Genomic DNA, 25339 nt, shown 5'->3' with positions numbered 1-25339 from the left:
CAGGCCGCCAGTTCATTGAACCTTCCCAACATCAAGGAGACATCATGAAGTGGCGCGACATGCTGGGCGAATGGGGTCTTTCGAAACTGCAACTGAAGCTTGGCTTCATTGAAGGAGAATTTCTTGCCCAAGACAATGATCGACTTGCGGCATGGGAGCTTTATATCGAACTGGTAACACGCGTAAGCCTGCAACGGCTTCCCGATGAAGAAGGCAGTGAGAAGCAAGCCCTGCAAAGCATTTATATGCTTTTTCCAACCACACGGGAAATTCTCAAGCGCCATGGCCCCTCGGCGCAACGGTTTGCTCGAGTCGCCATTGCAACTCTGAACGTCATACTGCGGCCATTTCTGACGCGTTGGCATACAGAATTCGATCACTGTTCTCATCTAGAAAAAAACAAATCCGTCCAATTTCGAAGTGAGCTGGCGTCTCTTCAAGATGATTTAACGGAGTATGGAAAGCTATTAGCCAGAATATCCGATATTGAAGATTTAAATTGAATGCATCACGACAACAGTCCACTGGAGATAGCTATGTTAGCTGACAATTTGACACTGGAAGTTATTCCTGAGCGGCCAATTTTCCGCAATGACCATGTTTCCGACATCGATATAGCTATCGACATTGCAACGAAAACTGTAATTGGCGCAGAATCCAAGCACCATGCCATTAATCTTTGCATCGTTCTTGACAGAAGTGGCAGCATGACAGGTGACAAGCTGAACCAAGCGAAGAATGGTTGCGTCGCCATTTACGAAAACCTGAATAGCAATGACAGGTTTACAGTATTGGCATTCGATGACGAGGTCGTCACTGTTACCAATCCGCAAACACCTCCCAACCTCATTAAAGAAAGAATTATGTCATTGGAGTCCGGTGGATCAACCAACTTGTCAAAAGGATGGTATCTAGGGATTTTAGAGCTTCAAACTTATGCAACGGATAAACATATCAATCGCCTTGTTCTGCTATCAGATGGCCAGGCAACGGTCGGGGAAACCAAGTCCAGCATACTGGGCAGTGAGTCTGCTCGGGCCAGAAATGAAATGGGCATCACCACGTCAACCATAGGAATCGGCTCGGATTTCGAGGAGGAAATCCTGTCGACATTGGCTAACGAATCTGGTGGACGATTCTGGTTTATTGAGGAAACAAAAATAGAAGATATTATCAAGGAAGAGTTCAGCGGCGCACTATCAGTACGCCTGGAGCGGCCAAGAGTAGAAGTAACATTGCCGGAAGGGGTGAGCTTACAACGTGAACTGAACAATCTTCAAAAAACAGCAAATCGCTATCGAACCCGTCCCATTAAAGCCAACGATCAATTTTGCTTCGCCCTACAGCTGCGGATAAATCCTGAAAAAATTACTTCTCCCGACGTAACCATCAAAGTTTCTTTGTATGACAACACGGACCTGATACAGGAAGCGTTCACCATCCTGAAACTCGGCAGTCTCGAAGAATACGTGAACAGCGCAGAAGATCCCCGGGTTGCGATCGCCAAAGCAAAATACTTCGCGTCCACCTCGGGAGAACAGATCAATCAAGAAAAAGATTCGTCCCACATCACCACACGATTGGAGATGCTGAAGACACACAATGATTTCATGAAGAATCTGGAAGAGAAACTGGCTGGCAGCACCAGCATGAGCTGGGAATCCATGGCGGAAGCGGAAAAAAGCAAGGCGGAAGAGTGGATGGACTTTGAACTTACCAATCTACGGAGCGAAATACAAGAAAGCGAGTCCTTGGTCTGTGTGGACGAATTAATTAAGCTATTGAATGCGTTAGGAAAGCAGCACTTGACAACGTCTCTCTTCAACATCTCTTCCAAATATCACTATCAAAGAACCAGCCGATACTATTGCAATGATTATCATAGCATCATGGATGAGCAATCCGTTCACGGCCTTCTGATAAGTGCATTGGACGTCATAGCGCATGCAATGGAAGAAATACCGGATTACCATGAAGAACTAACCGGAATCCACGGGAGAATACATGAGCAACTGGAAAAGCTTGCCAACTAAGTCGTGGTCAGTTACCGGACAAACATTGATCGGGCTCGGTGCGAGTGAGGGGCCATATCGAACCTCCTATGCCATCGAAACTGGCACGGAATCATTTTTAAACGGCCGCGTGTCCGCAATGATACATATTACCTCAAACCGCTCGGTCGCCGGAGCCGGGTTAATTTGCCGAGCGAACGAAATTCGCACATTTGTTGCATTTTATGTCGTCACCAGCGACATCGCAGCCGGCCAGTATCACGTTCACTTGGCCGCATTTAAGGAGGGTAGAATCGTTTTGTCTGCCAAGCTAAAAAAAACTATTTCGATTCCCGACCATCAATTCCACATATCCCTACAGTTCTTTTCAGGTGACATTATTGGTGAAATCGCCGCTGGACCAGAACACCATACGCTTTCGTACACCGTTGCCGAAGTTCCATTTCCAGGCAATTGCGGTCTCATTCGCTTCTACAACACAACTACCGTAGCACGGAAGATACAGATAGAAAAAATATCAGTCGCTCCAATTTTGCCCGAGAGGGATGAAAAAGGTGCCGACGACCCCGCTATCTATCCTTACTCCGTTTTTCTGTCCCACTCCAGCGCCGACAAGGAGACTGTACTGAAAGTTATTGAATCATTCAAACGAAACAATATTTCATATTGGGTCGATCATGAAAATATCGAATATGGAGATCCTATCGTCGCGAAAATTGAGGACGGCTTAAGAAAAAGCAAATATATTGTCGTCTGTCTTAGTGAAAAATTTGCCCGTTCCGGATGGTGTCGTGCCGAATATGGTGCCATTTTGCATCGGGAGTTCAGCGGAGATACGAGCCGGAGAGTTATCCCGCTCAGTTTGGATGGATGTAAAGATAGCAGCGCTATCCCATTGTTATTGTCAGATAAATTGCGAGCGTCCTTCACAGACCAGACTGACTTCAACAAATTTATTACGTTTCTTCAGAACTGATGACGGCTGTCGCTGTCAGCCATTGGAAAATTTCGTTTCAAAATTGATCCAGCCGGGCCGGCTAGATCAAAAGTATCCAATGCCGCAGTTGAACACAAAAAAGCCGTCAAATGCAAAAAGCCCAACCGGTGATGGCTGGGCTTCGCTAAATTCTGGCTCCCCGACCTGGACTCGAACCAGGGACCTGCGGATTAACAGTCCGTCGCTCTACCGACTGAGCTATCAGGGAAAAGAGGCCACATTATAGGCGACGGTTTGCCGCCTGTCCAGTAGGAATTGCAAGTTTCTTGCGTACTCTTTTATTGTAGAGCGTGAAGACTATAATCGCCAGAAGGCATTCCGCTTCCGGCAAGGATTGAACATGCGGCGCTACTTGTTCCTGTTGCTGTCCCTGCTGTGCGCACTGCTGCCGACACAGGCACAGCCGCCGCTGAAATCGCCGCTCGTACTGCAAGCCCCAAACGACCCGCCGCACAATATGCTGGCCGATACCCGCATCATTGGCCAGTCGACGGAACAGGTGGAAGAAATGTTTCGCCGCGCCGCGCTCCCCTACACGATACGCATCACACCGTGGCCGCGCGCCTACTAGTCTGCGCTCGACGTGCCTGGCCACTGCGCGTTTTCCATGGCCCGTTCGCACGACCGCGAAGAAAAATTCCGCTGGATCGGCCCCATTGCGCAAATCGAGTGGACCTTGTACGCGCGGGTGGACGACAAGCGTGCGCCGCCCGCGTCGCTGGAAGACGTGCGCGGCACGCTGATTGGCGGCGCCGCGCTCGACGTCATTACGCAATGGCTGGTGGCCAGCAAATTCAAGGTGGACCAGACGGCCACCGATGGCCTCAATCCCGCCAAGCTGGTGGCAGGACGCTTTGACTACTGGGCCGTATCGCGCCAGCGCGGCGCGACCACCACAGCCCTCGCTGGCCTGACAGGAAAAGTCGCACCCGTGCTGACCTTCGGCCATTCGGATTTATATGTTGGCTGCCACCGCAATACACCGGACGACGTCATTCGCAAACTGAACCAGAGTTTGGCCGAGATGCGCGCCGACGGCACGGTCGACCGCATCCTGGCACGCTATGCGCGCTATGCGCCGGAAAGCGCCACGCCATAGCTAGCGGACGCCGTGCGCCAGCTGTTCGCGCAGCGCATCGACAAACACGCGCGTCTTCTTGGGCCGGTAGCGCGTGGCGGGAAAGACTGCATGCACGCCGCCGCCCGGCAACGTCCATTCCGGCAGCAGCCGCACCAGCAGCCCGGCCCGCACATGGGCTTCGACCACATGGTGCGGCAAAATGCAAAAGCCTGCGCCATGCAGCACGGCGCCCAGCACGGCCAGCGCGCTATTGCACGCAAAACCCTGCCGCAGCTTGACTGCGTGCTGTTCGCCGCCGCGCGTAAAGGTCCAGCTCCACGGTTTCGGCAAGACCGACAAGCCGACAAACGGCGCCCCCTCCAGCGATGCAGGGCTTTCCGGCATCGCCTTGAATAGCTGCGGCGGCGCCACGACCCACTCTTCAAATTCCGCCAGCCGCGCCGCCTGCAAGGCCGAATCGCGCAAGCGGCCAATGCGCACAGCCACGTCGATGCCCTCTTTCACCAGGTCGGCGAGGCCATCGCCAGACAGCAATTCAATGTCCAGTTCCGGATAGCGCTGCCGCAACTGCGCCGCCACCGCAACCACGGGGCCACAGTAATCGATAGGCGCCGTCACCCGCAGCAAACCGCGCGGCGCCATGGCCGCCTGCCCAGCCTCGGCGACAGCATCCGCCGCGTCATGCACGATGCGCCTGCTGGCCTCATAAAACGCTTCCCCCGCATCCGTCAAACTGAGGCTGCGCGTGGTGCGCAACAGCAGCGATGCGCCCGTCTCCTGCTCCAGCTTGCGGATATGCGCACTGACCACGGTTTTCGTTAATCCCAGCCGTACGGCAGCCGCCGTCAGCGATCCCGCATCGACCACTGTGACGAACACCAGCAAACGGTTCAGGTTGAAATTGGCCAGCGGTTCCATTGTAAGTTTTGAGCGCACAGTATTTTATTAATTAGCTATCTTATCAAACACAATGCCAAGGCGTATTCTGAATCCATCGCAGCACTAAACGAAATCCTTCCAGGAGAATGCCATGAAACCCGCTCACATCGCCGCCGCCATTGCCACTGCCGCCGCCCTGCTGGCCCAACCGGCCCAGGCAGCCAACGCCGTCCGCCAGAACACGATCGACGTCGACGGCATGCCCATCGCCTACCGCGAAGCCGGCGACCCGTCGCAGCCCGCCATCGTCCTGCTGCACGGCTTCCCATCGTCGTCGTATATGTACCGCAACCTGATCCCACAATTGGCGCAGCGCTTCCACGTGATTGCGCCGGACTATCCAGGCAGCGGCGACAGCGTGGCGCCGCAAGGCTACACGCCGACTTTCGAACAGCTGAGCGTCGTGATGGAACACTTCCTTGCTAAAAAAGGCGTGCAGCGCTACACGCTGTACGTGCAGGATTTCGGCGGTCCAGTGGGCTTCCGCATCGCGGCACGCCATCCCGAGCGGGTCAGTGCGCTGGTGATCCAGAACGCCAACGCGTATGACGAAGGCTTGTCGGAGCAAATTGCGGACAATATCCGGACACTGAAAGTAGGCATCAACCCGCAAACCGACGCGGTGCTGGAACAGATCCTGAGCCCGGACGGCGTGCAATTCATGTACCGCCATGGCACGCGCCAGCCGGAACGTCTGGACGCCGCCACGTGGACGCTGGACAGCGCCGTGCTGCGCAAGCCATCGGCCAAAGCCGTGCAAAAAGGCTTGCTGGTGGATTATCACAGCAATGTCGCGCAATACGGCGCATGGCAGCAGTATTTCCGCACTGCGCAGCCGCCTGCATTGGTGGTGTGGGGTAAAAACGATCCGCTGTTCACGGAAGCCGGTGCGCGCGCCTTCCTCAAAGATTTGCCGAACGCGGAACTGAAACTGCTCGATACGGGACACTTCGCGCTGGAAGAAGATAACGATGTGATTGCCCGCAGCATCCTGGCGTTCGCGGATAAACACCGCCTCGTGCACTGAATGTGAGCGTACATGACCCGGGGTGCGCAAAATGCTAACATCGGGTCATGCTGTCCCTCCCATCGAAAAGGTGCGCAATGACGAAAAAGAATCCGAAGGTCGACTGGTTTTTTGATAAAGATACGCCGTGGAAGGATGCCTATGCCAAGCTGCGGTCCATCCTGCTGGGTTGCGGGCTGACGGAGGAATTGAAGTGGGGCGTGCCTTGCTATACGGAGGGTGGCCACAACGTGGTGCTGATCCACGGTTTCAAGGAATACTGCGCGCTGCTGTTCTTCAAGGGCGTGCTGATGAAGGACTTCAACGCCATCCTTGTGCAGCAGACAGCGAACGTGCAATCGTCGCGCCAGATCCGCTTTACCAGCGCAGCGCAAGTCGAGGAAATGCAGCACGTGCTGAAGGTCTATGTGGAAGACGCGATCGCCGTGGAAAAATCCGGCGCAGAAGTGGCATTCAAGAAAACCGACGAATTCAACATGCCGCTGGAATTCCAGATCCAGCTTGATGAATTGCCCGAACTGAAAGCCGCCTTTGAAGCGCTGACACCGGGCCGCCAGCGCGGCTACCTGCTGCATTTTTCCAGCGCCAAGCAAGCCAAGACGCGCGAGTCGCGGGTGGAGAAATGCATCCCTAAAATCATGGAAGGCAAAGGGCTGGACGACTGAATCTGCCATCCAGCCGCATAATCCTGCGTTCTATCACATAGGCCATGTGGAATGGCGCAACACTTCCTAGAATGGGCATCCCAACACAAGGAGGTGTGCATGCAAAAACACTGGCTAAAACACTCGCTGTTAGTCGCTACATTGCTATCCACTCAGGCGCTGGCGCAAGTCGATTTCGCGTCCTTGACCAAGGACATGCCCGGCCAGCGCAGCCAGGTGCTCGTATTGGGCACGATGCATCTGTCAGGGCTGCCCAAGGATTTCAAACGCGAAGCATTGGCGCCGCTGCTGGACAAGCTGGCCGCATTTAAGCCGGACATCATCGCGATTGAAGCCATTTCCGGCGAAGGATGCGACCTGGGGCTGCGCCATCCGTCTATTTACGCCGATTCTGTCACGACCTTCTGCAGCGATACGAAGGCCGCGTACCAGGCAACCGGTCTGGATGTCCCCTCCGCCATCGCGGAAATGAACACGCTGCTGAAAAACTGGCCGGCGCAACCCGCTGCCAGCCAGCGCCGCCGCATGGCGGCCATATTCCTGGCAGCCAATGAGCGGGCATCGGCGCTGGCGCAATGGCTGCAATTGCCGGAAAGCGAGCGGCATGAATCACCGGAACTCCCCGCATCCCTCGTGGCCATGCTGAAGGCACTGGCAGTCAAACAAAACGAAAACTACCTGCTGGGGGCTCCGCTGGCCGCCCGCCTTGGGTTGGCGCGCGTGGTTCCCATGGACGACCATACTGGCGACGACGTCGACGTGCCAGATGATCAGGCATTTTGGAAAACAGTCGGGCAGGCGTGGGAAGGCGCCGCTGGCCTTACTCAACCTTTGCGGCAGCGCGAAGATGAGTTAAGCGCGGGATCGGACTTCGTCCCGCTGTACCGCTATATCAATCGCTACGATGTGCAGCAAGTTTTCAGCGCCGCCGACTTTGGCGCGGCGCTAAAGGACAAGTCGCCACAACAGTATGGGCGCATGTATGTCGCTGGCTGGGAAACCCGCAACTTGCGGATGGCATCGAATATTATGGCGTCGTTTCGTGAACGTCCCGGCGCACGCGTACTGGTCATTGTGGGCGCGATGCACAAGCCTTGGCTGGAGCGGGTGCTGGCATTGGGCCACGGCGTCGATATCGTCGATGTACAGGCCGTACTGAAGTAGCGCGAATCAAACGCTGCGCCCCCTGCTCCCTGCCCACGGCCCGCAAAATACATTAGACTGGGCTGGGAGCCCATCCATGCGACTAATCTCAGCCCTGATCCTGTCTATCACCTGCGCCGCCGTGCAAGCGGAACCATTGCGCGTGCCGAAGTTCAGCGAGCGCGAGCCGTGGGCCGGCTATATCATGGAATTGCTGGAAACCGCGCTGGCCAAGGCGCCGGGCAATGAGCCGGACCAATGGCAGATGGTGGACACGCGCATGACGCAAGACCGCGCTTTCGCCCAGCTGCGCCGCGGCCAGGAACTCGATGTGTTCTGGAGCATGACGTCCGCCGCCCGCGAACAGGGGGTGCTGACAGTGCGGATCCCGCTGCTCAAAGGTGTCTTGGGCACACGCCTGCTGATCATCCGCAAGGACAGCGTGGACAAGCTCGCTGCCGTAAAAACGCTGGGCGACTTGAAAAACAATGTCACCATCGGCCAGGGCCACGACTGGCCCGACACCGCCATCATCAAGGCCGCCGGCTTCAATGTCATGACGTCGGCGTCTTACGACACGCTGTACCAGATGCTGAAGGTGAAGCGCTTTGACGGCATTGCGCTGGGCGCCAATGAAATCGACGATGAACTGGCCAAGCATCCCGACCCGGACTTCGTCATCGAGAAGAATATCGCGCTGTCGTATCCGGCGCCCGTGTTCTTCTTTGTCTCGCCCCAAAAGAAAGGGCTGGCGGAGCGCATCGAAAAGGGGCTGTTAAAAATGATGGACGATGGATCGTTCAATGCGCTGTTCGACAAGCGCTGGAGCAAGCAGCTGCTGTCCACCAACCTCAAACACCGGCAAGTATTTCATTTGCCGAATCCGCTGCTGTCGCCGCAGACGGCGGAAATGATACGGGCGCATCCGGAGTACTTCCTGTTTGCGCCGGCACCGGCTCGGTAGGCGACGGATTCGGCATTGCCGCTCAACGTTCCGCAATGCCCAAACTCCCCAAATGCTAACATCAGGGTATGTCTATCCACCTCAAATTAATCCGTTGTGGTAATAGTTGCAGAGCTAGCAAGCCTTTCTCGCATCGAGTCTATCCTCGCCACGATTTCCTCATAACCAGACTTCTCATCAGTGGCGGCAACCAGCACCTGTGAGGCTGCGATTACGAATCTGTCTCCTGCCGATATCTTCATTTCCGCGCCTTCAAGCCTTGCTGCAAGTGAGGCTGTTCGCAGAGCTATCTCTGAGTCATCCAGAGAAGGCTTGGCCAGAGGGCCCTTCTTCTTGCAAACCAGAATTGCATCCAAGCTGATAGGTTCCTTGGCCGCCGTCTTTGGGCTCGCCGCCCGCAGTTCCGCGTGGACGGGATGCGCTGCGACCACTGAAAATCCTGCGGCGTCGATAGCCTCGTGGATCGCGGCCCATCCCTCAGGCCGGGAGTGATGGAAGCTGAACGCAAGCACACCCTCAGGTTTCAACACACGACAGCACTCTGACAAGACCGACGCAAGCTGCTTGGAGAATACTCGTGGATCTTTATGCTGCACTTCCCCCTTGTCCGAGGAATCGCTCCGGTTGAACCATGGATAACGCCCCTTGAGCACAGGAGCGAGCCAGGCAAAAAAGAAATCGCTCAGTTCACTGTAATGCACAAAGTCAAAATAGGGGGGATCAGTAACGACGGCATCGACGGACGCGTCCGGAACGGGGAGCCTTGAGCTGTCCCCGTTGAGCACCAGCATCCCTTGCTCCCCCGTCGACAGCTCGGACCATTCGTTGACGAGCCTCGCACGCAATGGATCGCTTACGACTTTTTTCGCAGTCTTGCCACGCTCACCTAGCAGGTCTTCTTCGAATTCGAGGTCAAACGGTTCGTCGAGATAGCGCTTGGCCCGTATCAGCCGCGATTCAAACAGCGTACTGAAAGTGCCGCTGCTCTTGTTCGTGCCCCAAATTGAGTTTTCCAAAGGCGCGCGTTCAGGCTTCAGGATATGGTTGGAAAACATATGCCTCACTGCGCCGGTCCCCTCTCCCTTGAAGCTGCAAAATAGATTGTTGAACTCCAAGGTGCCGGAGAACAGGCATAAGAATTGTTCCTGAATTCGTATGTCTTCAATGCGGAGGATTGCTTCCAAAAGCATGCCGAGGCAGAGCAACTGCCTCGAATTAAAGAAATCTCGCCAGTTGCTGTAGTTGTAACCCCGCGCCTGGTCAGTATTGTGGCCAGGCCGCACAGCAAGAGTTGGAAGCGGCAGAGTTTCCTGTGGCAATCGGCTCTCAGCTTCAGCGAATAGCGAAAGATCCTCCTCACGGGCCGGTAGGTAGATCTTTTCGCCGTCGGGGCGTAATGCCAGCATTGCGTACAGCTTGTGCGCAGGTGGCGAACCATCAGAAGGCAGGAGGTCCTTAATGCGGAAGCGCTCACCTGCGTTCGACGTAACGTACTGCCCAGATGCGGGCCCTTCTTGCGGGTTGAACTGGATTGAGCAGTGAGGGCAAGTCACATCTGTTGCATCATAGCGGCCCTCCACTACCTGCCAGCAGCCCGGGCAGATGATTTGCGCCTTCGGCTTCTTCTTCGGATACGCGTCTTGCGAGAATACATAACGGGATAGGAGCGGAATTGTCTCGCCGCCAGGAGTTGTTACGGTCTTGACCCAAAAGAAGTACAAAACCGGAATCAGTTCCCCCGTTTGCGGGTCCCGTGTTTGGTAATAACGCCGAATTTGCAGAGCCACCTCCTGCTCAAGCTTAGCAAAGGTAGCACGCAGTTGAGCCTCATCTACACGAGTGAACGCCTGACGAACGAGGAAGGTGCTGACTGGATTCACGTCGCACCCCACCACATTTGCTCCGAGTTTCGCTGCCTCGCCCAACGTGGTCCCGCTTCCCATGAATGGGTCGAGAACTACTTTCCCTGCAAAATTCTGGCGCTGATAGAACTGCTTCCATGTCTCGGTCCCCGGCTTGCTCAGTGCGGCGAGGGATATTCCTCGAAATACCGATCCGAGGCGAGTGGCCCACCATTTATGGATGTGGTAGATCGGACGGTTGATCTCCTTCCGCCAACTTTCCTGCTCAGCGACCCGGCTGATTTCCACCATTGGGAAATCACGCTCAAGTTCTGTATCTCCTGCCAATGCCTGGACCTTGGCATGCTCAACTATCGCGTTCATTCGTCTTCAATTCCAACGTTGTCATCAATAGGCTGAACAGCACCGGTCATCGAGACGGCTTTGGACGATTGGCTGAGAAGGCGGTAGGCTACGAATTTATGCTCAGTGCCAGCCTTCGGATTAGGAATGCGATCTGCGGTCAGCGAGTTAGTCCGCAAGTCAAAGTTGTAGCCGACAACCAACGTGTCCGCCTCCACACGACGCAGATTGCCGACTATTTGGAACTTGTCGGCATCGTATTCCATGCCTTCCGGCAGGATAAGAGTCATTAGTCCGGTCGTGCCTTCCGTCAACGCGAACGGAGTAGGCGCTACGTACATCTTCCTATCGCGAATCATGATGTCGCCGTACGTTCCGAACCCCTTAATGCTTTTGTTCTTGTGGACGTAATGATGGTCCGCATTCAAGAAGTCGCCATGACAAATGACCAGGTCTACGACCGGGTATTGGCGCTTTCCGTTACCGATGTCGATATGGGTGTTCTGGTCTGCAGGGTATCGTCCAAAAACATAGAAGATCTGCCGACCGTTATGGTAGCCGGTCGGGACTTGGCTATTGGAGTCGTAGTCCCGCTCTCTGCCCGGCCAAGCAAGCCCCTTGATTTCGTAACCTTCGGTGAATTCGACCAGCGAGAAGTCAGGATAAGTGTTGCGGCCGGAGCCCTCGAAATGGACCGCCAGATCCTGCAGGCGAGATTGAAACCAGTTTTGGAAGTGGAACTCCTTGTCTTTGGAACTCGCGCTCTCAATTAGCTCACCAGCTTGAACTGCGGCGACACATTTTTCGAAAACATCGAAACAAGTTGTTTTGTTCATTGACCTACCTAGCAATTAGTATTTTTTCGATTTCGCAGCAGTATATGGAGATTCATCTAGAGTTCAGCAAAGCGCTTCACTATTGCAAAACGACAAACATCCAAATCCTGAGATTCTGTATTCAGGTTTCAGCCCTTGCACGCGTACCCTCAGCGACAAGCCAAGATCGAATAGTCAGCTAGGAGCGCAGAATCTGGAATATTACCCAACTGGGTAATATTGGGGAAATATGCAAACGAAAACGGCCCCGCGATTGCTCGCGGGGCCGCTTGTATTCTGGCTCCCCGACCTGGACTCGAACCAGGGACCTGCGGATTAACAGTCCGTCGCTCTACCGACTGAGCTATCAGGGAAAAGAGGCCGCATTATAGACAACTAACTGCGGCCTGTCCAGCCCGGGCAAAAGTTAGAAACTGCCCTTGAACTGCACGCCCCACTGGCGCGGCTCGTTGATGAAGCCGGTCAGGTTGTTGAAGTCGATGGCGCCCGTGATGCGCTGGGTGTTGGTGATGTTGCGGCCAAACGCGGCCACTTCATACTTGCCGCCTGCCCAGTTGTAGCCCACGCGCAGGCCGCCTTCGGTCAGCGGCTTGCCCGTGAATTCCACGGCTTCATACAGGAAGAAGTTCACCTTGCTGCGGTACGACCAGTCGGTCAGCACGAACAGGTTGCCATCGGCCAGCGGCACGTTGTAGCGCGCGCTGGCGTTGATGATCCACTTCGGCGCCTGCGGCAATGCATTGCCGTCGATGACCACGCGGCCTGCCGCGTTGATCGGGTCCAGCACCGTGCACTGCGCGCACTTGTTGACGGACAGCGAAGGATCGCGGATTTCCGTGAAGTTGTACGAGCCGGACAGCGATACCTTGAAGTCGTTGGTGACGAAGCCTTCGATCTCGCCTTCCACGCCGCGGCCGCGGGTCTTGGCCGCGTTGATCAGCTTGGTGACGTTGGAATTGCCGCCCACTACCGTCAACTGCTGGTTCTTCACGTCATAGTCGTACACCGACAGCGCGGCGCGTGCGCGGCGGTTCAGCAAGTCCGCCTTGATGCCCGCTTCATACGACACCAGCGTTTCCGCATCGGCCACGGTGATCGGCACGGAGGCCGACGCCGCCGCGATACTCGGCGCGCGGAAGCCGGTCGCCACACGGGCATACACGCTGACGTCCTTGTTCAGCGCATAGGTGCCGCTCAAATCCCAGTTGACCTTGTCCTTGCTGGTGCTGACGGCTTGCGGGCCAGTCAGCTTGGTGTTGATGGTTTCCAGCGTGGCGAAGTCTTTTTCATCCTTCGTGTAGCGCACGCCGCCGCGCACGGTGAACACGTCGCTGACCGCGTAGTTGGCCGAACCGAAAGCGGCCCACGCCTTGTTTTTCTGGTTGCTGGTCACGCGCGTGGTGCGGGCGCCGGCCACGTTGAAGTTATCGGTACTGCCAGTGGCGTCTTCATCGAAGTAATACACGCCGGCCTGCCAGTTCAACGGGCCGGACGCTTTCGATTCAACGCGGAATTCCTGCGAATACTGCTTCAAGTCGGGAATGCTGCCCGCCGTCTCAACCTGGAACGGCACGGTGCCCGGACCGCTGACCGGGTTGCCGCCATCGATGTCGCCGCGGCTCACGTAGCGCGCCACGGTTTCATAGCCGGTGATCGAATACAGTTTGACGGCGCCCAAGTCCCACGACAGGCGGGCGTTGGCGCCGCGCGTGGTCAGGTTCTGGTAATTCAGGCCATTGGTATAAATCTTTTCCGCGTCGAAGCCGTCCGCGAAATCATTGGTACCCTTCTTGATGATGTTGGCGCGGAACAGGCGCGAGCTGCCGGCGCCGGAACGCTGGTGCACGTTGAACAGCGCATTGAAATCACCATTCGGCTTGTACAGCAACTGCACGCGCTCGGCGTGCTCGTTGTAGCCTTCCATCGAGTCCGGCTGGTTCTGGTACACGTTCGATACGTAATCGTCGCGGTGCGCGCGCAAGGTCGATGCGCGCAGCGCCCATTCGGACGACAGCGGCACGTTGACAGCCGCTTCCACATTGGCCGTGGCGTGCGTCGCATACGAAAGGTTGTAGTAACCCTCGACGCCCTTCAGCGACGGCTTCGCGGATTCGAACTTCACGACGCCGGCCGGCGTATTGCGGCCAAACAGCGTGCCCTGCGGGCCGCGCAGCACTTCCACGCCAGCCAGGTCGAACATCGGGAAACCCTTCAAAATCGGGTTTTCCTGCACCACGTCGTCATAGATCAACGATACCGGCTGCGATGCGAATGTGGAAAAGTCGGCATTGCCATAGCCGCGGATATAAAAGCGGGGGAATACGCGGCCGGTCGACGATTCCACGTTCAGGCTGGGCACTTTGCCCGCCAGGACACGGATATCCTGGCCGCCGGAAATCAATACATCGAGTTTTTCATCCTTGATCGCCGAGACGGAAACCGGCACGTCACGGATGTTTTCCGTACGGCGCTGCGCCGTTACGGTCACAGTCTCCAGCTGGCCGGCTTTGGCCGGCTGCGCCTCCTGCGCCACAGCGATCGATGGGGCCAGCGCGGACAGCGCCAGCAGCGACAAGTTCTGCATGTTGGACATCTTGGTCATCACATTCCTTATGTGGGTGTGTCAGTTGACAAGGCGTCTCCCTCTTCCGCTGTAGTTATAGTTGGCCCGGAAAACAAAAGGCCGCGTCAGTCGCGGCCTTCACCTTTCGCTATTCCCGGGCTGGGAAGTGTACGAATTATATATTTCAACACGATCCATCAGCAAGCACTGTCGCACGGCACGATTTGATCAATAAAAATCTTGCATTAATAAAAAACATAATAAGGAAAAGAAAATAGTATTTTCATTCGCGAATTTATTCCGCCAACGAGTTGGCGCATATCTGAAATTATGCAATTATTTAAAAGCAATACCTACCCATTTAAAACTTATCTATTATTTGCAATGGCCTTTTCTTTGATACGTCAACTTGGCGGCTGCGCGCTGGCCGCCATGGCCCTGCTGGGCGCCCACGCAGCCGGTGCACAGGAAACCAGCCCGGCGCCGGCCGGTGAACTCATCACGATACAGGGTCAGAAAAACCCTTCCGCCTGGTTTAAAGCGGAGAGCCAGCATTTCATCGTGTATTCCAATACATCGCGGCAAGACGTGACAGATTTATTGAACAATATGGAGCGATTGGATTTCCTGCTGCGCGTTTATACCAAGGCGTATTTTAAAGAGCAGCAGCACGAATCCAAACTGACACTGTATTACCATAACCGGCTCGGCACACTGGAAGTGCATGCCCCTAAACTCCCCGCCAATGCAGTTGGCGTCATTAACAGTTGCAGCCCGGGCGTCCAGGCGGCAGGCGTGCAATTCGCCCCGATCGTCCAGCTGGACAATGCACGGCTGGCCACCGCCTGGAATTCACGGCCCGCTCCTGGCTGCTGACGCACTTCACGCTGGCGTCGGAAGACAACCGCGCCCGCCTGGCCCGCTACCTGAACCTGGCCAACCGCGATATACCTGCGCCGAAGGCGTTTGAAACCGCGTTTGGCATCACGCCGGACCAGCTCGGCGAAAAGCTGTGGCGCTACCGCCTGTCGTCCGTCAAAGTGCTGCAGGTGGACGTGCCTGACCTGCCTGCCGCGCAAATCACTTACACCAGCCTGCCGGACACGGTCACCAGCTATGCGCTGATGGCCGCCACGCTGACCGCCTGTCCCGACCGCGCCACCGGCGAAGCGCTGCTGCGCAAGATGACGGCGCAAGCTACCCCCAGTCACCATGACGGCCGCACAGCTGGCCTGGAGCAACGGGCGCGAAGTCAGCGAATACACGCGCATGGCTGCCCTGATGCACGCGTATGCCGGCAACACAGGCAAGTGGCGCCAGGCGCTCAGCATGCTGGCGCATGACCGGCACGATCCCGCCATGGCCGCGTGGGCGTCGCAATGGGAGGCACGCCTGGCGGCCGGCATCGGCCGTGGCGAGCTGCTGGCAGAGCTGCGCCGCGCGCCGGCCAGCCACGTGTTCCGTGAATGGACGGTGGCCAATGACAGCGTGATGCAAGACGTGATCCGCAGCGCCGGCGCGGAAGCCGCCCGCAATTACCTGCAAGGGCAGCCCGTCAAGTTCGACGCGCCGGACCAGATGATCCATAACACGCCGTTTTCACGCTGATCGCGGGCTGTTGATCAGTGGTCCAGCCGCACCACCAGCTTGCCGTTTGCCTGGTTGCGTTCCATCAGCGCGTGCGCTTCCTGTATGCCGCTGAAGGGGAAAGTCCGGGCGGGCGTACCCCGCAAGCGGCCGTCCGCCATGGCGTCGGCCATGTGCTGGTAGGGAATGGCGTCCATCGGGTGTCCTGCCGCGCCAAAATTAAAACTGCCGAAGAAGCTCAGTTGCACGGTGGACGGCATGTCGGCCAGCGGATTGAATGCTTCAACTGGCGCCAGACCGGCCAGGAAACCCGCCACGCACACCCTGCCGCCGGGCGCGGCAAGGCGTAGCGAATCGCGCAAAGCACTGTTGCCCAGCAAATCCAGCACAGCATCAAACTGCCCCGCCTCTTCCACGGACAGCGGCACGCCTGCAATCAAGACCCGTTCTGCGCCCAGCGCTTGCAGTCCGGCCACGTGCCGGGCAGAGCGCGTGGTCCCGATGGCGCGCACGCCCAGCATGGTGGCCAGGTCGAGTGCGGCGCGGCCCAGCGCGGAACTTGCCCCGCGCACCAGCAAGCGCTGGCCCGGCTGCACGTTCAGGCACTGTTGCAGGCAGCTCCATGCCACGCCATAGGATTCCGGCAGCATGGCCAGCCGGTCCCACGGTAAATCCGATGCCACCGGCACTACGTTTGCGCGCCGGACCACGACGTATTGCGCATAACTGCCTGCCATGGTGCGCCCCATGCCACCCATGGCTGCCAGCACGGTTTGTCCGGGCGCCAGAACGCCATCCGGATCTTCCACCACTGTCCCGGCGCACTCGATGCCGCTGACCGGCGCCACGTCGCCCCATTCGCCCCGCCGCATGTAGAGTTCCGCGTGGTTGAGGCCGAATGCCTGGACTTGAATCAAGACCTGGCCCGGTTCAGGCCGGGGCCGGGGCCGCTCTTCCTCGATGAGGACTTCTGGACCGCCGAATTGGTGCCGTACAATGGCGCGCATGCTGTACTCCTTGTGAGTTGAGAGAAGCGCAGCTTAAATGGGCCTGGCCGCCACGGATATTGGCGAATTCGAACCATCTTGTTTCAATAACCTGAACATGTCACGCATCCCCAGCCTGTACCAGCTTGAATGCTTTCTTGCCCTGGCGGCGGAAGGCAGCTATGCGGCCGCGGCACAGCGCCTCAACAAGTCGCACACGGCGGTTTTCGCCACCATCCGCAACCTGGAAGACACCGTGGGGGTGGCGCTGCTGGACCGCGGCGGCTACCGCGTCACACTGACGGCGGCAGGCTTGTCGTTCCGCGCGGAAGCCGAACGAGTCGTCCGTTCGCACGCGGCGCTGGCCAGCCACGCGATGCAGTTGCGCAGCGGGGCCGAACCTGAATTGCGCATCACCATTGGCGACCTGTGCCCGCTGGACAGCACGCTGTCCCAGTTCATCGCGTTCTTCCGCGACGAGCCGCATACGCGCCCCGTGCTCCACCACGATGTGCTGGCGGCGCCCTGGGCAAAATTGCTGCGCGGAGAAGCCGATTTGGCCATCCACCACCTTGACCAGCCACGCCCGGAACTGGAAACGCTGTACCTGTTCGACGTCAGCGTGATTCCCGTGGCGGCGCCGGGCTTCGTGCCTCAAGCATCCGGCAGGTTATTGCAGCCGGCGGACTTGCGGCCCCTGCGCCAATGCATCTTGCGCGACGGCGCACCCGACTGGGCCGCGCCGTCCTATCACTTGCTCGATGGCGCGCAGCAAGTCAGCGTGGGCGACCAGGCCACCAAGCGCGAAGTGATATTGCAAGGCTTGGCCTGGGGCCATATGCCGGAACACCTGGTGCAGTCCGACCTGGCGGCCGGACGGCTGGTTTCGCTGGCTGGCGAACATTTGCGGGGCGCGACGCTGCAGCACCACGCCATGCGGCTGCGCGAGGCCAGCCACGGGCCGGTGGCGCAGCGCTTGTGGCAACGGCTGCAGCGCGCAAGCCCGATCGCCCCAGGCTGACTGGTATGCGGCGCATGGCGGTTCACTGCCCGGCCGCTGGCGGCGTCCATTCGGTGAATGCATCCCGTATGCTGTCCTGCACCCGCTCCGACGAAATGACAACCAGCCGCAAGCCGGCGCGCGTCATGGCCATGTACAGCTTGCGCGCGTTTTCCTCGAGGTCCACGCCGGCATAGCGGCCCACGGCCAGCAGTTTTTCCACGCCGATCAAAAATACCACGCCCGCTTCCAGTCCCGTCGCGGTATCAAGGTTGGCCAGCCGCAAATGGCTGCGCCGGACACCGCCAGGCGGCGCCTTGCGCTGGTCGCTCTTGTTCAGCCACCACACGCTGCCGGCGCCAAAGCGCTGGCACAGGCGGCCGTACAGCAGGGTTTTCTGGACCTGGTCGCCATAGATCACCAGCAAGTCGGACAAAGCAAACCGCCCATCCTGCACGCACGCGCCCAATTCATTGACGAGGCGGTCGACCGCGTCTTGCGGCGAGTCGGTATAGACGAGTGCCGGCTTGACGCCCGGTTCCATGCCGTCCAGGTCCGGCACCAGGAAGTCTTCCGGGTCGCCCTGCGTGTGGCGCGACAGGATCATGCTGGCGGACGCCAGGTTCGCTTGCGTGGTGCGGTAGGATTTGCGCAATTTGCGGGTCCGCCCCGCCACATCCAGCCCCACGCTTTTCCAGCTCAGGCGGCTTTTCATGAAACCCTGGTTCGGATCGGCGCACAGGAACAGTGAACTGCCAGGATGCATGGCCAGCCGCACCATATGGAACCACGACGGCGCGCAAAACTGCGCTTCATCCATCAAGACGTGATGGTATTTTTCCAGCCGATGCCGGTCTTCCGACTGGCTAATGTCCAGCGGCAGCGCGCTCCACAGCGACATGCCTTGTGCGCGCAGCGACGCCGTCACCGCGCCATGCAGCGCCCATACGGCGTTGCGCTCGGCGGGCCGCAGCGCAAAACCGCGCCCGCTCCTGCTGGCGTGGCAATACTGCGCTTCGCTGGTGATCAGGGACTCGTTGATGAAATCCAGTTCTTCCCTGAGCCGGCGCACGGGCAGCCGCAGCTCCGGATAGCCGCTGCGGAAATGCTGGATCAGTTCTTCCACCATGCGGCTGTTGGGCGGCATGTGCGGATAGCGCTGGTGCACGTTGCGCCATTGCCGGTGCACCCACGCTGAAAACGTATTGATTTCCAGGTTGGCCGGCAAGCCGCTGCCTTCCCGTATGCGGCGCAGCTGCGCGTTGACGTCGGCTACCACGGGCGCATTATGGATCAGCACGAGGATGCGCTGCTGCGGGTGCAGTTCCGCCAGCAGCAAGGCGCGCGACAGCGCAATCAGCGTCTTGCCGCTGCCTGCCACGCCGTTCACCAGGCGCACGGCGATGTCGCGGCTGATGGCGGCCTGCTCCTGCGGCAGCGCATGATCCCGGATGGTGGCAGCCTGCCCTTGCGGCAGCAGCAAGTCTTGCTTGGCGGCGCTCTCCTGTTGCACGTCGAGGAAATAGCGCTGCAAGGTGGCCGTGTTATCGCGGTTGAAATGGCGGCGCGTGGTGCAACTGGCGGCAATTTCCGCTTCCGCGAAATACTGCGCCATCAGCGCCTGTTCCGTGCCGGTGGCGATGGGCGCGGCGAGGCGCGGCAACAGCGTTTCACCGTTGTCGAGAAATTCGGCCTTCGACACCAGCCGTAAGCCCCACTGCGCTTCATAGCGCGCAGCGGCACGCCGGACTTCTTCCGCGCTGCACGTCCACAGCACCACGAGCTTGGCCGGCACCGGCAGCGCCGCCATCCGGGCCAGCAGCACATCGAATGCGTCGCTTTCGCCATCGCCGAATAATTGATCGGCCGCCAGCGCTTCGTACGGTGCGTCGCTGACGGCAATCGCCAGCCAGCCTTGCACCGGGTGCTGGATAAAAAAGTCAGGCGCCCAGCCAGCAGGACGCAGCGGCGTGCGGACCACGTAGTCGTCGGATAGCCGGCCCAGCGCACGCTTGATGTGGATGCTGCGCGCGCCCAGGGCGCCGACCCGGGCAGGAATGAACGTCGCCATAACTTATACGTCCACCCGGTGGCATTGCGCGGTCATTTCACGATACCAGTGCACCCACGTACGCAATGCGGGACTTTCATGGCCGGATGCTTCCGGCACATCGGGGCCGATCACGATCAGCTTGGTCATGGCGCGCGTGACCGACACGTTCAGCCGCTCCGGCTGGAAAAAGAATTCGGCTACGGCGCCCAGGAACACTTCATCGCCGGTCGCCAGAGACAGGATGATCATTTCACGTTCCTGGCCCTGCATGCGTTCCACTGTATCGGCCACCACCTGGCGCGCCGCCGCATGGCCGAAGCGCTGCGCCAGGCAATTGCGGATCGCCCTGCCCTGTGCGCGGTAAGGCGTGACGATGCCGATGTCGGACAGCGCCAGGCCGCCTTCGGCAGCGGCCGCGCAAATTTCGGCCACCAGCCTGGCTTCTTCCCAGTTTTTCATGCGGGCTGTGCGGTCCGGCGTGCCTATAAACACGGCCGGATACGCGCCGTCGAGCACTTGTGCAAAACGCGGCGGCACGGCCCCCAGTTGCAGGCGCCGCTCGCGGTTGCCGCCAGCCGCGCGCAGCGCGCCGCCATAAAACGTATTGCTGGGCCATGCGGTCAGCCAGCGGTTCATGCGGTACGTTTCCTCCAGCATGACCAGGTGCTCCGCCTTGGGCGACGTCAGGCGCGCAAACACCGAGTACGCGTGCTTGTCCAGCACCGAGCGCGATTGCAGCACGGGCGGCAATTGCTTCTGGTCGCCGATGAAAATGAAGCGCTTGCCTTTGCGCATGGCCATCAGCGCCAGCGGAACCGTCACCTGGCTCGCTTCATCGAAAATAATCGTGTCGAACGCATAGTTCTGCAGCCGCGCGGTGCAGGTGGCAAACGGCGTCGCCCCCACCACGTAGCCATTGGTGGGGCGCTCGTTCCAGCCATCGAGGCTGTCGACGTTGCGGATCTGCGCGGACAGCCCGCGCCGCTGCGTCGGCACGCCGACTTTGACGACCGGCACGCCCTGCTCGTGGATTTTATTGAGCGCGTGGTTGATGGCCGTATGCGTGTGGGACGTCATCAGGATGCGCTCGCCGCGCTCCACGGCTAGCCGCGCAATCAGGGCCAGCACCCGGGTCTTGCCCGTGCCGGGCGGGCCCTGGATGCAGGCAACGTGGCGCGCGCCATGCGCCCAGCTGACGGCTTCGGCCTGCTTGTCGTTGCACCCTTCGGCGCGTGCAACGCGGCCGGCATCGGCCATGTCGCGCTCGTCGAACTCAATGCGCAACTGGTTCAACAGCAGCGGCATCACGACTTCGCGGCCCACGTAGCCGGCTTCAATCTCATCGAACGCGATCTTGTAAAACTTCGTCAAGTCCTTCAAGTCGGCTTCGGCATAGCACAATCCGCCCTGGTAAGCGTTCAATGCCGCCCCGGCGCGGTGGCCCCGCAACAGCCACCGTTCGTCGTCTTCGAATTCAAACGTGAGCTGGCGGCACAGGGCATCTTGCCAGTTGCCCTGATGCAGGAACAAAAAATCCCCTTCGCGGAAGCGCGATTCGCTGGCATCGGGATAGGCCCACAACGTGCCCGGCTCTTCGCCCCGTTCGAGATGGGTAAAACGCTGGGTCCAGCCTTTGGTGATTTTTTCTTCCAGCGGGCGCTGCCACACATCCAGCAGGCGCTGGACTGCCACGCCGTGCTCATCCTGGATCAGGGCCATCAATCCGGACAAGAGCTTATCGGTTGGCGTGAGGAGGGGAAGCTGGGTGGACATGGGGGGCATTTTACCCGTTGCGCGGCTCGCCCAGCGACCAAGCCACGGCCCCTCCCTGCTGAACTGCAAGACGACGCTAGTTCTTACGATCCCGTTCCACTGAGATTGGCGGTTCCGCCGCGACGTTCTGTACTGTGCTGGCGATTGCATCTTCCAGCACCTGGCGAATATGCCCGGTCTTTTCCCCACTTGGCATGTTCAAGAACGTCTCCATGCCCGAAGAGTCGGCGGAAGGCCGGGTAATAATGAAGGATTGCTTGGACATGGCCTCCTTCAGCACACTTAATGTCTCGGCATCGATCAGCCGGACACGCAGATAGGCGAATGGCACGACCATACCGCGCGACGAGGTCTGGTCCTTGAGGTTGCGGGTTTCGATCATGTCGTCGATGTAGAAGCCAAGCCCTTCAAGATACCCGCTTCCTACCGTCGTATTCACCAGTTTCAACTCAGGGACACTGCGGAATTTGGTGATCACCAGAGCGTGCGTTACGCCCAGTTCCTTCAACAGCTTTTTCAGGTACGCGCGGTCTTCCTCATGCGCTTCGGCACGCTCGAACATGCTGTTTTGAGCCAGGTACAGTCCCCTGTCCTGGGTCGTCATCAATTGCAGCTTGGCGCCGGGGTGCAGGCGAAGGAACGCTGCGCGAGCTGCGATGACAGCCGCCTGATCAAAGACTGGATCGTCGATCGCATTGACCTCCCTGGGCGCGCTTTCTGTTCGGCTGCCGACCTGGTGGCGGTGCACATGCAGCGCAAGTGCGTCGCCAGCCAGGGACAGCACGGCATAGCTGCGTACCGGTGTGTTTTCAGCCCAGGCCGACATGCTGCCCAACAGGAGCAGGATGCCAACGGCGGTTCGGATCAGAGACATGGCGAACAAGTGATGATCAAGAAGCCTCCATGATAAGCGGCGCGTTCACATTTGACCACAGGAAATTATCAAACCATCAATAACTGGCTCCGGTGAGATAACCCAAAAAAAACGCCAACCCGTGAAGGCTGGCGTTTTCGCTGTCGATCTTGCCAAGCCGCGCAGGCCCGACTCAGCCTGCGCGGCCCTGCAATCGATTATGGGTTTTCGCTGACGATGGTTTGCAGGGTTTGGGCAACCGTCTGCAAGAATCCAGTCGTGTCGGTCGTGGCGCCTACCGACGACAGCATGGTGCGTGCACGCGCAGGACCAGTGCCGCCGGGTTTGAGGAAGGCATTATACTCGGCCGAGGTATCCATCAAGGTCGTGAAGTTGCCCGCCACAATGGTCTTGCGGTTGACCGCTTCGATATCGGAATTTTGCGCCCCCGCCATGATCGACAGCGCCGCTTTGCCTCGCGTCAGGGCGCCGCTGTCAATTTGTGCTGCCCACCAGTCGCGGCCGGCGATGTCCGGTTCACGATTGAACGCATTGCGGTAGACAGCGGTGACGAAATCACGGGTAGGTTTGCCACCGTACAGCGAGGCCGACTCGGCGGAATTGGCGAAACTGTCGACCACTTCCTTGACGGCGGCGTTCGTGCTGTAGGCGGCCTCCAAATCAGTGAGCGTGGTCGGGGCGTTACCGCGGAACAAAGCGACGGCCCAGAACGCCAGACCACCCGGGTCGGCTGGACGGCCATAGTACGCGATATACACTTTTTGCATCACTTGATAATGCGCATTGGCGAGCGCGCTCAACACGTCCAGGCGTGGTTTCACCAAATTGTTGCGCCAATCTTTGACGCCCAGGGACGCCCCGGTCGGGGAGGAGTTCGTCAAGCGTGCCTGGATCTGGTCCAGCGACTCGTTCGGCGCCACGTCCGCAGCGCGCAGCAGGGCCACGGTGCCCGCCACATGCGGCGCTGCCTGCGAGGTGCCGGCCATTTTCAGCCCCCCTGCCGTGATGAAGGCGCCAGGCGCGTACAAGGTCAACGCGCTGCTCGAATTGGAGAAACACGCCACGCGGTACGCTGCCGGCGTGCCATTCGCATCGAAGCAAACCGGGGCGCCCTCCGGACCGTAGCTGAAGCCGCTGCTGGTTGTCGAATTCCAGCTCGCTGTGTACAGCGCCCCGACCGAAATCGCACCTGGCGTACATGCCGGCATGCTGATCGCGTCGGTGTACGCATCATTGCCAGCGGAAACGATCGGTAAGACGTTGGCGTTACGCAACCCCGAAATCGCCATCGCGAAATAGGTCTCACTGGTGCCTGGCGTCGTCGCCGGGCAGGCGCTGGTGTATTTTCCCCCTCCCAGGCTCATGTTGGCGGCAACAATATTCAGCGCCGTCTTGTTGGCGAGGATCCAGTCGACTGCTTTGCTGACCTTATAGGCGCTGGTCCTGTCTACCAGCTTATTGTCTTCCATGACCAGATCGAAAGCGTCGATGGCGGCGATGCGCGTTTCGGGCGCCACGCTGGCGACAATGGCTGCCACGTTGGTGCCGTGACTCTTCGAATCGAGCGTATAGGGGGTATCGGCGACGCTCACCGCATGGGAAACGCGGCAAGAGCCGCCGGGCGCCGCGCAGGAGCCGAAGTCGGCGACCCGGTAATCGGTACCGGTGTCGATCACCGCCACCGTGGTGCCGTTACCTTTGTGCAGGCTGGCGGGAGCGCTCGTCTGATGAATCATCGGATTGCTGATGCTCATGTGCGGCTTCACCGTCACGTTCTCGTACACGCCTTGCACGCCGGGCTGGTTCAGCAGTGCGACCAGGGCGGCGCGGTTGCGCGTACGGACCAGCGCATGCGGCAGGTTTGTCAGTTCGTCACGGAAATCGACATCATGGCCGGCCACCGCCTGGCGCACGCGAGCGCGGGTATTCTTAAAGGCCGCGCGCTGGGCGGCCAACCGCTGGTTCAGGTCGGTCGTCGCGGCGACGGTTGGCGGTGTTTCATCGTCGAACACCACGATAAATTCGTTTGATTCGTTTTCCAGCAATTTATCGAGAAACTTTTGCGTAACCCGCGCCTTTGCCGCAGCCGGCAATGCCGCCAGGGCTTGCGCCTTGTTCATCGCGGAAACGGCCGTCGAATTGGCCGGGGTGGCGCCGAACGGATTCGCCAGCGATGATTGTGCATGGGCGGCAGAAATTGCAGCCGCGAACGAAGCAATGGCTAAAGCACACTTTGTATATTTCAATTTCATTGGCAACTTTTGTTAGGTTAAAAGTAACTACATAGGTTCAGCCTGTACCTCCAGGCTTGAATGGCTCCATGCTGATGAAACATTACTGAAAAATAAACTATTGCTGGAGCGAAATGATTTTAACATATCAAATTGACAAACATAAAAGGCAATCTTAATTATTTTTTAATTTTTCCTAGCGTTCTGCTAGTGACTGGCGCCAACGCGGCGCACCGGGCGGTTGCGCGGAAAGCCGAGATGAAGCCGTGCATGTGCGAGCGGGCGCTGCGCGCGGCGCGCTGCAGTGCAGGACGTGAACGCCGACCACAGCCGTTTCCTTACCTGGGGGATTTTCGAATTAACAGAATGGAGCCTAAGTAGCCTCTTTTTCGCTCGTTCATGAA

The 25339-nt window shown here is 58.5% G+C and carries 22 protein-coding genes and 2 tRNA genes; 13 read left to right on the top strand and 11 right to left on the bottom strand.

The annotated features are described in order from the left end of the window. Positions 1 to 44: 44 nt before the first annotated feature. Genes GM668_RS26260 through GM668_RS26250 form a run of 3 tightly spaced genes read left to right on the top strand, consistent with a single transcriptional unit; the run spans position 45 to position 2988 of the window. A complete protein-coding gene (locus GM668_RS26260) occupies positions 45 to 503 on the top strand; it encodes a hypothetical protein (RefSeq protein ID WP_155441935.1) in 459 nt (152 codons plus the stop codon). 33 nt (positions 504 to 536) lie between these two features. Continuing rightward, positions 537 to 2033: a vWA domain-containing protein gene (locus GM668_RS26255; protein WP_170305845.1), complete on the top strand. Its 1497-nt coding sequence runs from the start codon at positions 537 to 539 to the stop codon at positions 2031 to 2033. Next, entirely contained in the window at positions 2005 to 2988 is a 984-nt protein-coding gene (locus tag GM668_RS26250) for a toll/interleukin-1 receptor domain-containing protein (protein WP_155441933.1), read from the top strand. Before GM668_RS26255 ends, GM668_RS26250 begins: the two co-directional genes overlap by 29 nt. A gap of 153 nt (positions 2989 to 3141) precedes the next feature. Here the strand turns inward: GM668_RS26250 and GM668_RS26245 are convergent. Then, positions 3142 to 3217: transfer RNA gene (locus tag GM668_RS26245), tRNA-Asn, on the bottom strand. Between the two features lie 132 nt (positions 3218 to 3349). Between GM668_RS26245 and GM668_RS26240 the strand changes: the two genes are divergently transcribed. Continuing rightward, positions 3350 to 3580: a hypothetical protein gene (locus GM668_RS26240; protein WP_155441932.1), complete on the top strand. Its 231-nt coding sequence runs from the start codon at positions 3350 to 3352 to the stop codon at positions 3578 to 3580. A gap of 36 nt (positions 3581 to 3616) precedes the next feature. Continuing rightward, the gene (locus GM668_RS26235) at positions 3617 to 4108 is read left to right on the top strand and encodes a substrate-binding periplasmic protein (RefSeq protein WP_155441931.1); all 492 of its coding nucleotides are present in this window, start codon (positions 3617 to 3619) and stop codon (positions 4106 to 4108) included. On the opposite strand, the gene GM668_RS26230 is transcribed toward GM668_RS26235, so the two are convergent. After that, on the bottom strand, positions 4109 to 5008 hold the full coding sequence (locus GM668_RS26230) for a LysR family transcriptional regulator (protein ID WP_155441930.1): 900 nt from the start codon (positions 5006 to 5008) through the stop codon (positions 4109 to 4111). It abuts the gene before it with no gap. A gap of 112 nt (positions 5009 to 5120) precedes the next feature. Here GM668_RS26230 and GM668_RS26225 point away from each other — a divergent pair, with 112 nt between their 5' ends. From GM668_RS26225 to GM668_RS26210, 4 genes are all read left to right on the top strand, one after another. Beyond that, positions 5121 to 6056 carry an alpha/beta fold hydrolase gene (locus GM668_RS26225; protein WP_155441929.1) on the top strand — a complete coding sequence of 312 codons (936 nt, stop codon included), beginning with the start codon at positions 5121 to 5123 and terminating at the stop codon, positions 6054 to 6056. Positions 6057 to 6133: 77 nt separating this feature from the next. Next, positions 6134 to 6721 (top strand): YdeI/OmpD-associated family protein, encoded by a 588-nt coding sequence (locus tag GM668_RS26220; RefSeq protein WP_155441928.1) that lies wholly within the window; start codon positions 6134 to 6136, stop codon positions 6719 to 6721. A gap of 99 nt (positions 6722 to 6820) precedes the next feature. After that, positions 6821 to 7885 (top strand): DUF5694 domain-containing protein, encoded by a 1065-nt coding sequence (locus tag GM668_RS26215; RefSeq protein WP_155441927.1) that lies wholly within the window; start codon positions 6821 to 6823, stop codon positions 7883 to 7885. Between the two features lie 76 nt (positions 7886 to 7961). After that, entirely contained in the window at positions 7962 to 8828 is an 867-nt protein-coding gene (locus GM668_RS26210) for a substrate-binding periplasmic protein (RefSeq protein WP_155441926.1), read from the top strand. An 86-nt stretch (positions 8829 to 8914) separates the two neighbouring features. Here GM668_RS26210 and GM668_RS26205 read toward each other — a convergent pair whose 3' ends face one another. From GM668_RS26205 to GM668_RS26190, 4 genes are all read right to left on the bottom strand, one after another. Then, positions 8915 to 11053 carry a DNA methyltransferase gene (locus tag GM668_RS26205; protein ID WP_155441925.1) on the bottom strand — a complete coding sequence of 713 codons (2139 nt, stop codon included), beginning with the start codon at positions 11051 to 11053 and terminating at the stop codon, positions 8915 to 8917. Then, positions 11050 to 11868, bottom strand: a complete 819-nt coding sequence (locus tag GM668_RS26200) for a hypothetical protein (RefSeq protein WP_155441924.1) — start codon at positions 11866 to 11868, stop codon at positions 11050 to 11052. The genes GM668_RS26205 and GM668_RS26200 overlap by 4 nt, the downstream gene beginning before the upstream one ends. Positions 11869 to 12145: 277 nt before the next feature. Further along, a tRNA-Asn gene (locus GM668_RS26195) sits at positions 12146 to 12221 on the bottom strand. Positions 12222 to 12274: 53 nt separating this feature from the next. Further along, the gene (locus GM668_RS26190; protein ID WP_155441923.1) at positions 12275 to 14470 is read right to left on the bottom strand and encodes a TonB-dependent receptor; all 2196 of its coding nucleotides are present in this window, start codon (positions 14468 to 14470) and stop codon (positions 12275 to 12277) included. A 357-nt stretch (positions 14471 to 14827) separates the two neighbouring features. Between GM668_RS26190 and GM668_RS26185 the strand changes: the two genes are divergently transcribed. The 3 genes from GM668_RS26185 to GM668_RS26175 are packed head-to-tail and all read left to right on the top strand — an operon-like array spanning position 14828 to position 16039. After that, the gene (locus GM668_RS26185) at positions 14828 to 15307 is read left to right on the top strand and encodes a hypothetical protein (RefSeq protein WP_155441922.1); all 480 of its coding nucleotides are present in this window, start codon (positions 14828 to 14830) and stop codon (positions 15305 to 15307) included. After that, positions 15199 to 15774 (top strand): hypothetical protein, encoded by a 576-nt coding sequence (locus tag GM668_RS26180; RefSeq protein WP_155441921.1) that lies wholly within the window; start codon positions 15199 to 15201, stop codon positions 15772 to 15774. The genes GM668_RS26185 and GM668_RS26180 overlap by 109 nt, the downstream gene beginning before the upstream one ends. Further along, a complete protein-coding gene (locus GM668_RS26175) occupies positions 15761 to 16039 on the top strand; it encodes a hypothetical protein (RefSeq protein ID WP_170305844.1) in 279 nt (92 codons plus the stop codon). Before GM668_RS26180 ends, GM668_RS26175 begins: the two co-directional genes overlap by 14 nt. 14 nt (positions 16040 to 16053) lie before the next feature. Here the strand turns inward: GM668_RS26175 and GM668_RS26170 are convergent, their stop codons facing one another. Then, positions 16054 to 17025, bottom strand: coding sequence for a zinc-binding dehydrogenase (locus GM668_RS26170; RefSeq protein WP_155441919.1), 972 nt, complete (start codon positions 17023 to 17025; stop codon positions 16054 to 16056). 97 nt (positions 17026 to 17122) lie between these two features. On the opposite strand from GM668_RS26170, the gene GM668_RS26165 reads away from it, so the two are divergent. Further along, a complete protein-coding gene (locus GM668_RS26165; RefSeq protein ID WP_155441918.1) occupies positions 17123 to 18025 on the top strand; it encodes a LysR family transcriptional regulator in 903 nt (300 codons plus the stop codon). A gap of 22 nt (positions 18026 to 18047) precedes the next feature. Here the strand turns inward: GM668_RS26165 and GM668_RS26160 are convergent, their stop codons facing one another. From GM668_RS26160 to GM668_RS26145, 4 genes are all read right to left on the bottom strand, one after another. Continuing rightward, positions 18048 to 20075, bottom strand: a complete 2028-nt coding sequence (locus GM668_RS26160; RefSeq protein ID WP_211923457.1) for a DEAD/DEAH box helicase — start codon at positions 20073 to 20075, stop codon at positions 18048 to 18050. A gap of 3 nt (positions 20076 to 20078) precedes the next feature. Then, positions 20079 to 21830, bottom strand: coding sequence for a DEAD/DEAH box helicase (locus GM668_RS26155; protein WP_170305843.1), 1752 nt, complete (start codon positions 21828 to 21830; stop codon positions 20079 to 20081). A gap of 76 nt (positions 21831 to 21906) precedes the next feature. Next, complete coding sequence (locus GM668_RS26150) at positions 21907 to 22713, bottom strand: hypothetical protein (RefSeq protein WP_155441916.1); 807 nt, start codon at positions 22711 to 22713, stop codon at positions 21907 to 21909. A gap of 188 nt (positions 22714 to 22901) precedes the next feature. Then, complete coding sequence (locus tag GM668_RS26145; protein WP_155441915.1) at positions 22902 to 24956, bottom strand: S8 family serine peptidase; 2055 nt, start codon at positions 24954 to 24956, stop codon at positions 22902 to 22904. Between the last annotated feature and the right edge of the window lie 383 nt (positions 24957 to 25339).

It is taken from the genome of Pseudoduganella ginsengisoli (assembly GCF_009720865.1).
GTDB lineage: Bacteria > Pseudomonadota > Gammaproteobacteria > Burkholderiales > Burkholderiaceae_D > Rugamonas > Rugamonas ginsengisoli.
The sequence above is the reverse complement of the archived record's forward strand: the minus strand, read 5'-3'. Positions and strand labels throughout refer to the sequence as shown.

Excerpts from the sequence above, each read along its gene's own strand:
- GM668_RS26155 (WP_170305843.1), bottom strand. The coding sequence starts at position 21,830 with ATGTCCACCCAGCTTCCCCTCCTCACGCCAACCGATAAGCTCTTGTCC.
- GM668_RS26260 (WP_155441935.1), top strand. The coding sequence starts at position 45 with ATGAAGTGGCGCGACATGCTGGGCGAATGGGGTCTTTCGAAACTGCAA.
- GM668_RS26165 (WP_155441918.1), top strand. The coding sequence starts at position 17,123 with ATGTCACGCATCCCCAGCCTGTACCAGCTTGAATGCTTTCTTGCCCTG.
- GM668_RS26255 (WP_170305845.1), top strand. The coding sequence starts at position 537 with ATGTTAGCTGACAATTTGACACTGGAAGTTATTCCTGAGCGGCCAATT.
- GM668_RS26145 (WP_155441915.1), bottom strand. The coding sequence starts at position 24,956 with ATGAAATTGAAATATACAAAGTGTGCTTTAGCCATTGCTTCGTTCGCG.
- GM668_RS26240 (WP_155441932.1), top strand. The coding sequence starts at position 3,350 with ATGCGGCGCTACTTGTTCCTGTTGCTGTCCCTGCTGTGCGCACTGCTG.
- GM668_RS26210 (WP_155441926.1), top strand. The coding sequence starts at position 7,962 with ATGCGACTAATCTCAGCCCTGATCCTGTCTATCACCTGCGCCGCCGTG.
- GM668_RS26230 (WP_155441930.1), bottom strand. The coding sequence starts at position 5,008 with ATGGAACCGCTGGCCAATTTCAACCTGAACCGTTTGCTGGTGTTCGTC.
- GM668_RS26170 (WP_155441919.1), bottom strand. The coding sequence starts at position 17,025 with ATGCGCGCCATTGTACGGCACCAATTCGGCGGTCCAGAAGTCCTCATC.
- GM668_RS26215 (WP_155441927.1), top strand. The coding sequence starts at position 6,821 with ATGCAAAAACACTGGCTAAAACACTCGCTGTTAGTCGCTACATTGCTA.
- GM668_RS26200 (WP_155441924.1), bottom strand. The coding sequence starts at position 11,868 with ATGAACAAAACAACTTGTTTCGATGTTTTCGAAAAATGTGTCGCCGCA.
- GM668_RS26160 (WP_211923457.1), bottom strand. The coding sequence starts at position 20,075 with ATGGCGACGTTCATTCCTGCCCGGGTCGGCGCCCTGGGCGCGCGCAGC.
- GM668_RS26225 (WP_155441929.1), top strand. The coding sequence starts at position 5,121 with ATGAAACCCGCTCACATCGCCGCCGCCATTGCCACTGCCGCCGCCCTG.
- GM668_RS26235 (WP_155441931.1), top strand. The coding sequence starts at position 3,617 with ATGGCCCGTTCGCACGACCGCGAAGAAAAATTCCGCTGGATCGGCCCC.
- GM668_RS26250 (WP_155441933.1), top strand. The coding sequence starts at position 2,005 with ATGAGCAACTGGAAAAGCTTGCCAACTAAGTCGTGGTCAGTTACCGGA.
- GM668_RS26190 (WP_155441923.1), bottom strand. The coding sequence starts at position 14,470 with ATGACCAAGATGTCCAACATGCAGAACTTGTCGCTGCTGGCGCTGTCC.
- GM668_RS26205 (WP_155441925.1), bottom strand. The coding sequence starts at position 11,053 with ATGAACGCGATAGTTGAGCATGCCAAGGTCCAGGCATTGGCAGGAGAT.
- GM668_RS26175 (WP_170305844.1), top strand. The coding sequence starts at position 15,761 with ATGCTGGCGCATGACCGGCACGATCCCGCCATGGCCGCGTGGGCGTCG.
- GM668_RS26220 (WP_155441928.1), top strand. The coding sequence starts at position 6,134 with ATGACGAAAAAGAATCCGAAGGTCGACTGGTTTTTTGATAAAGATACG.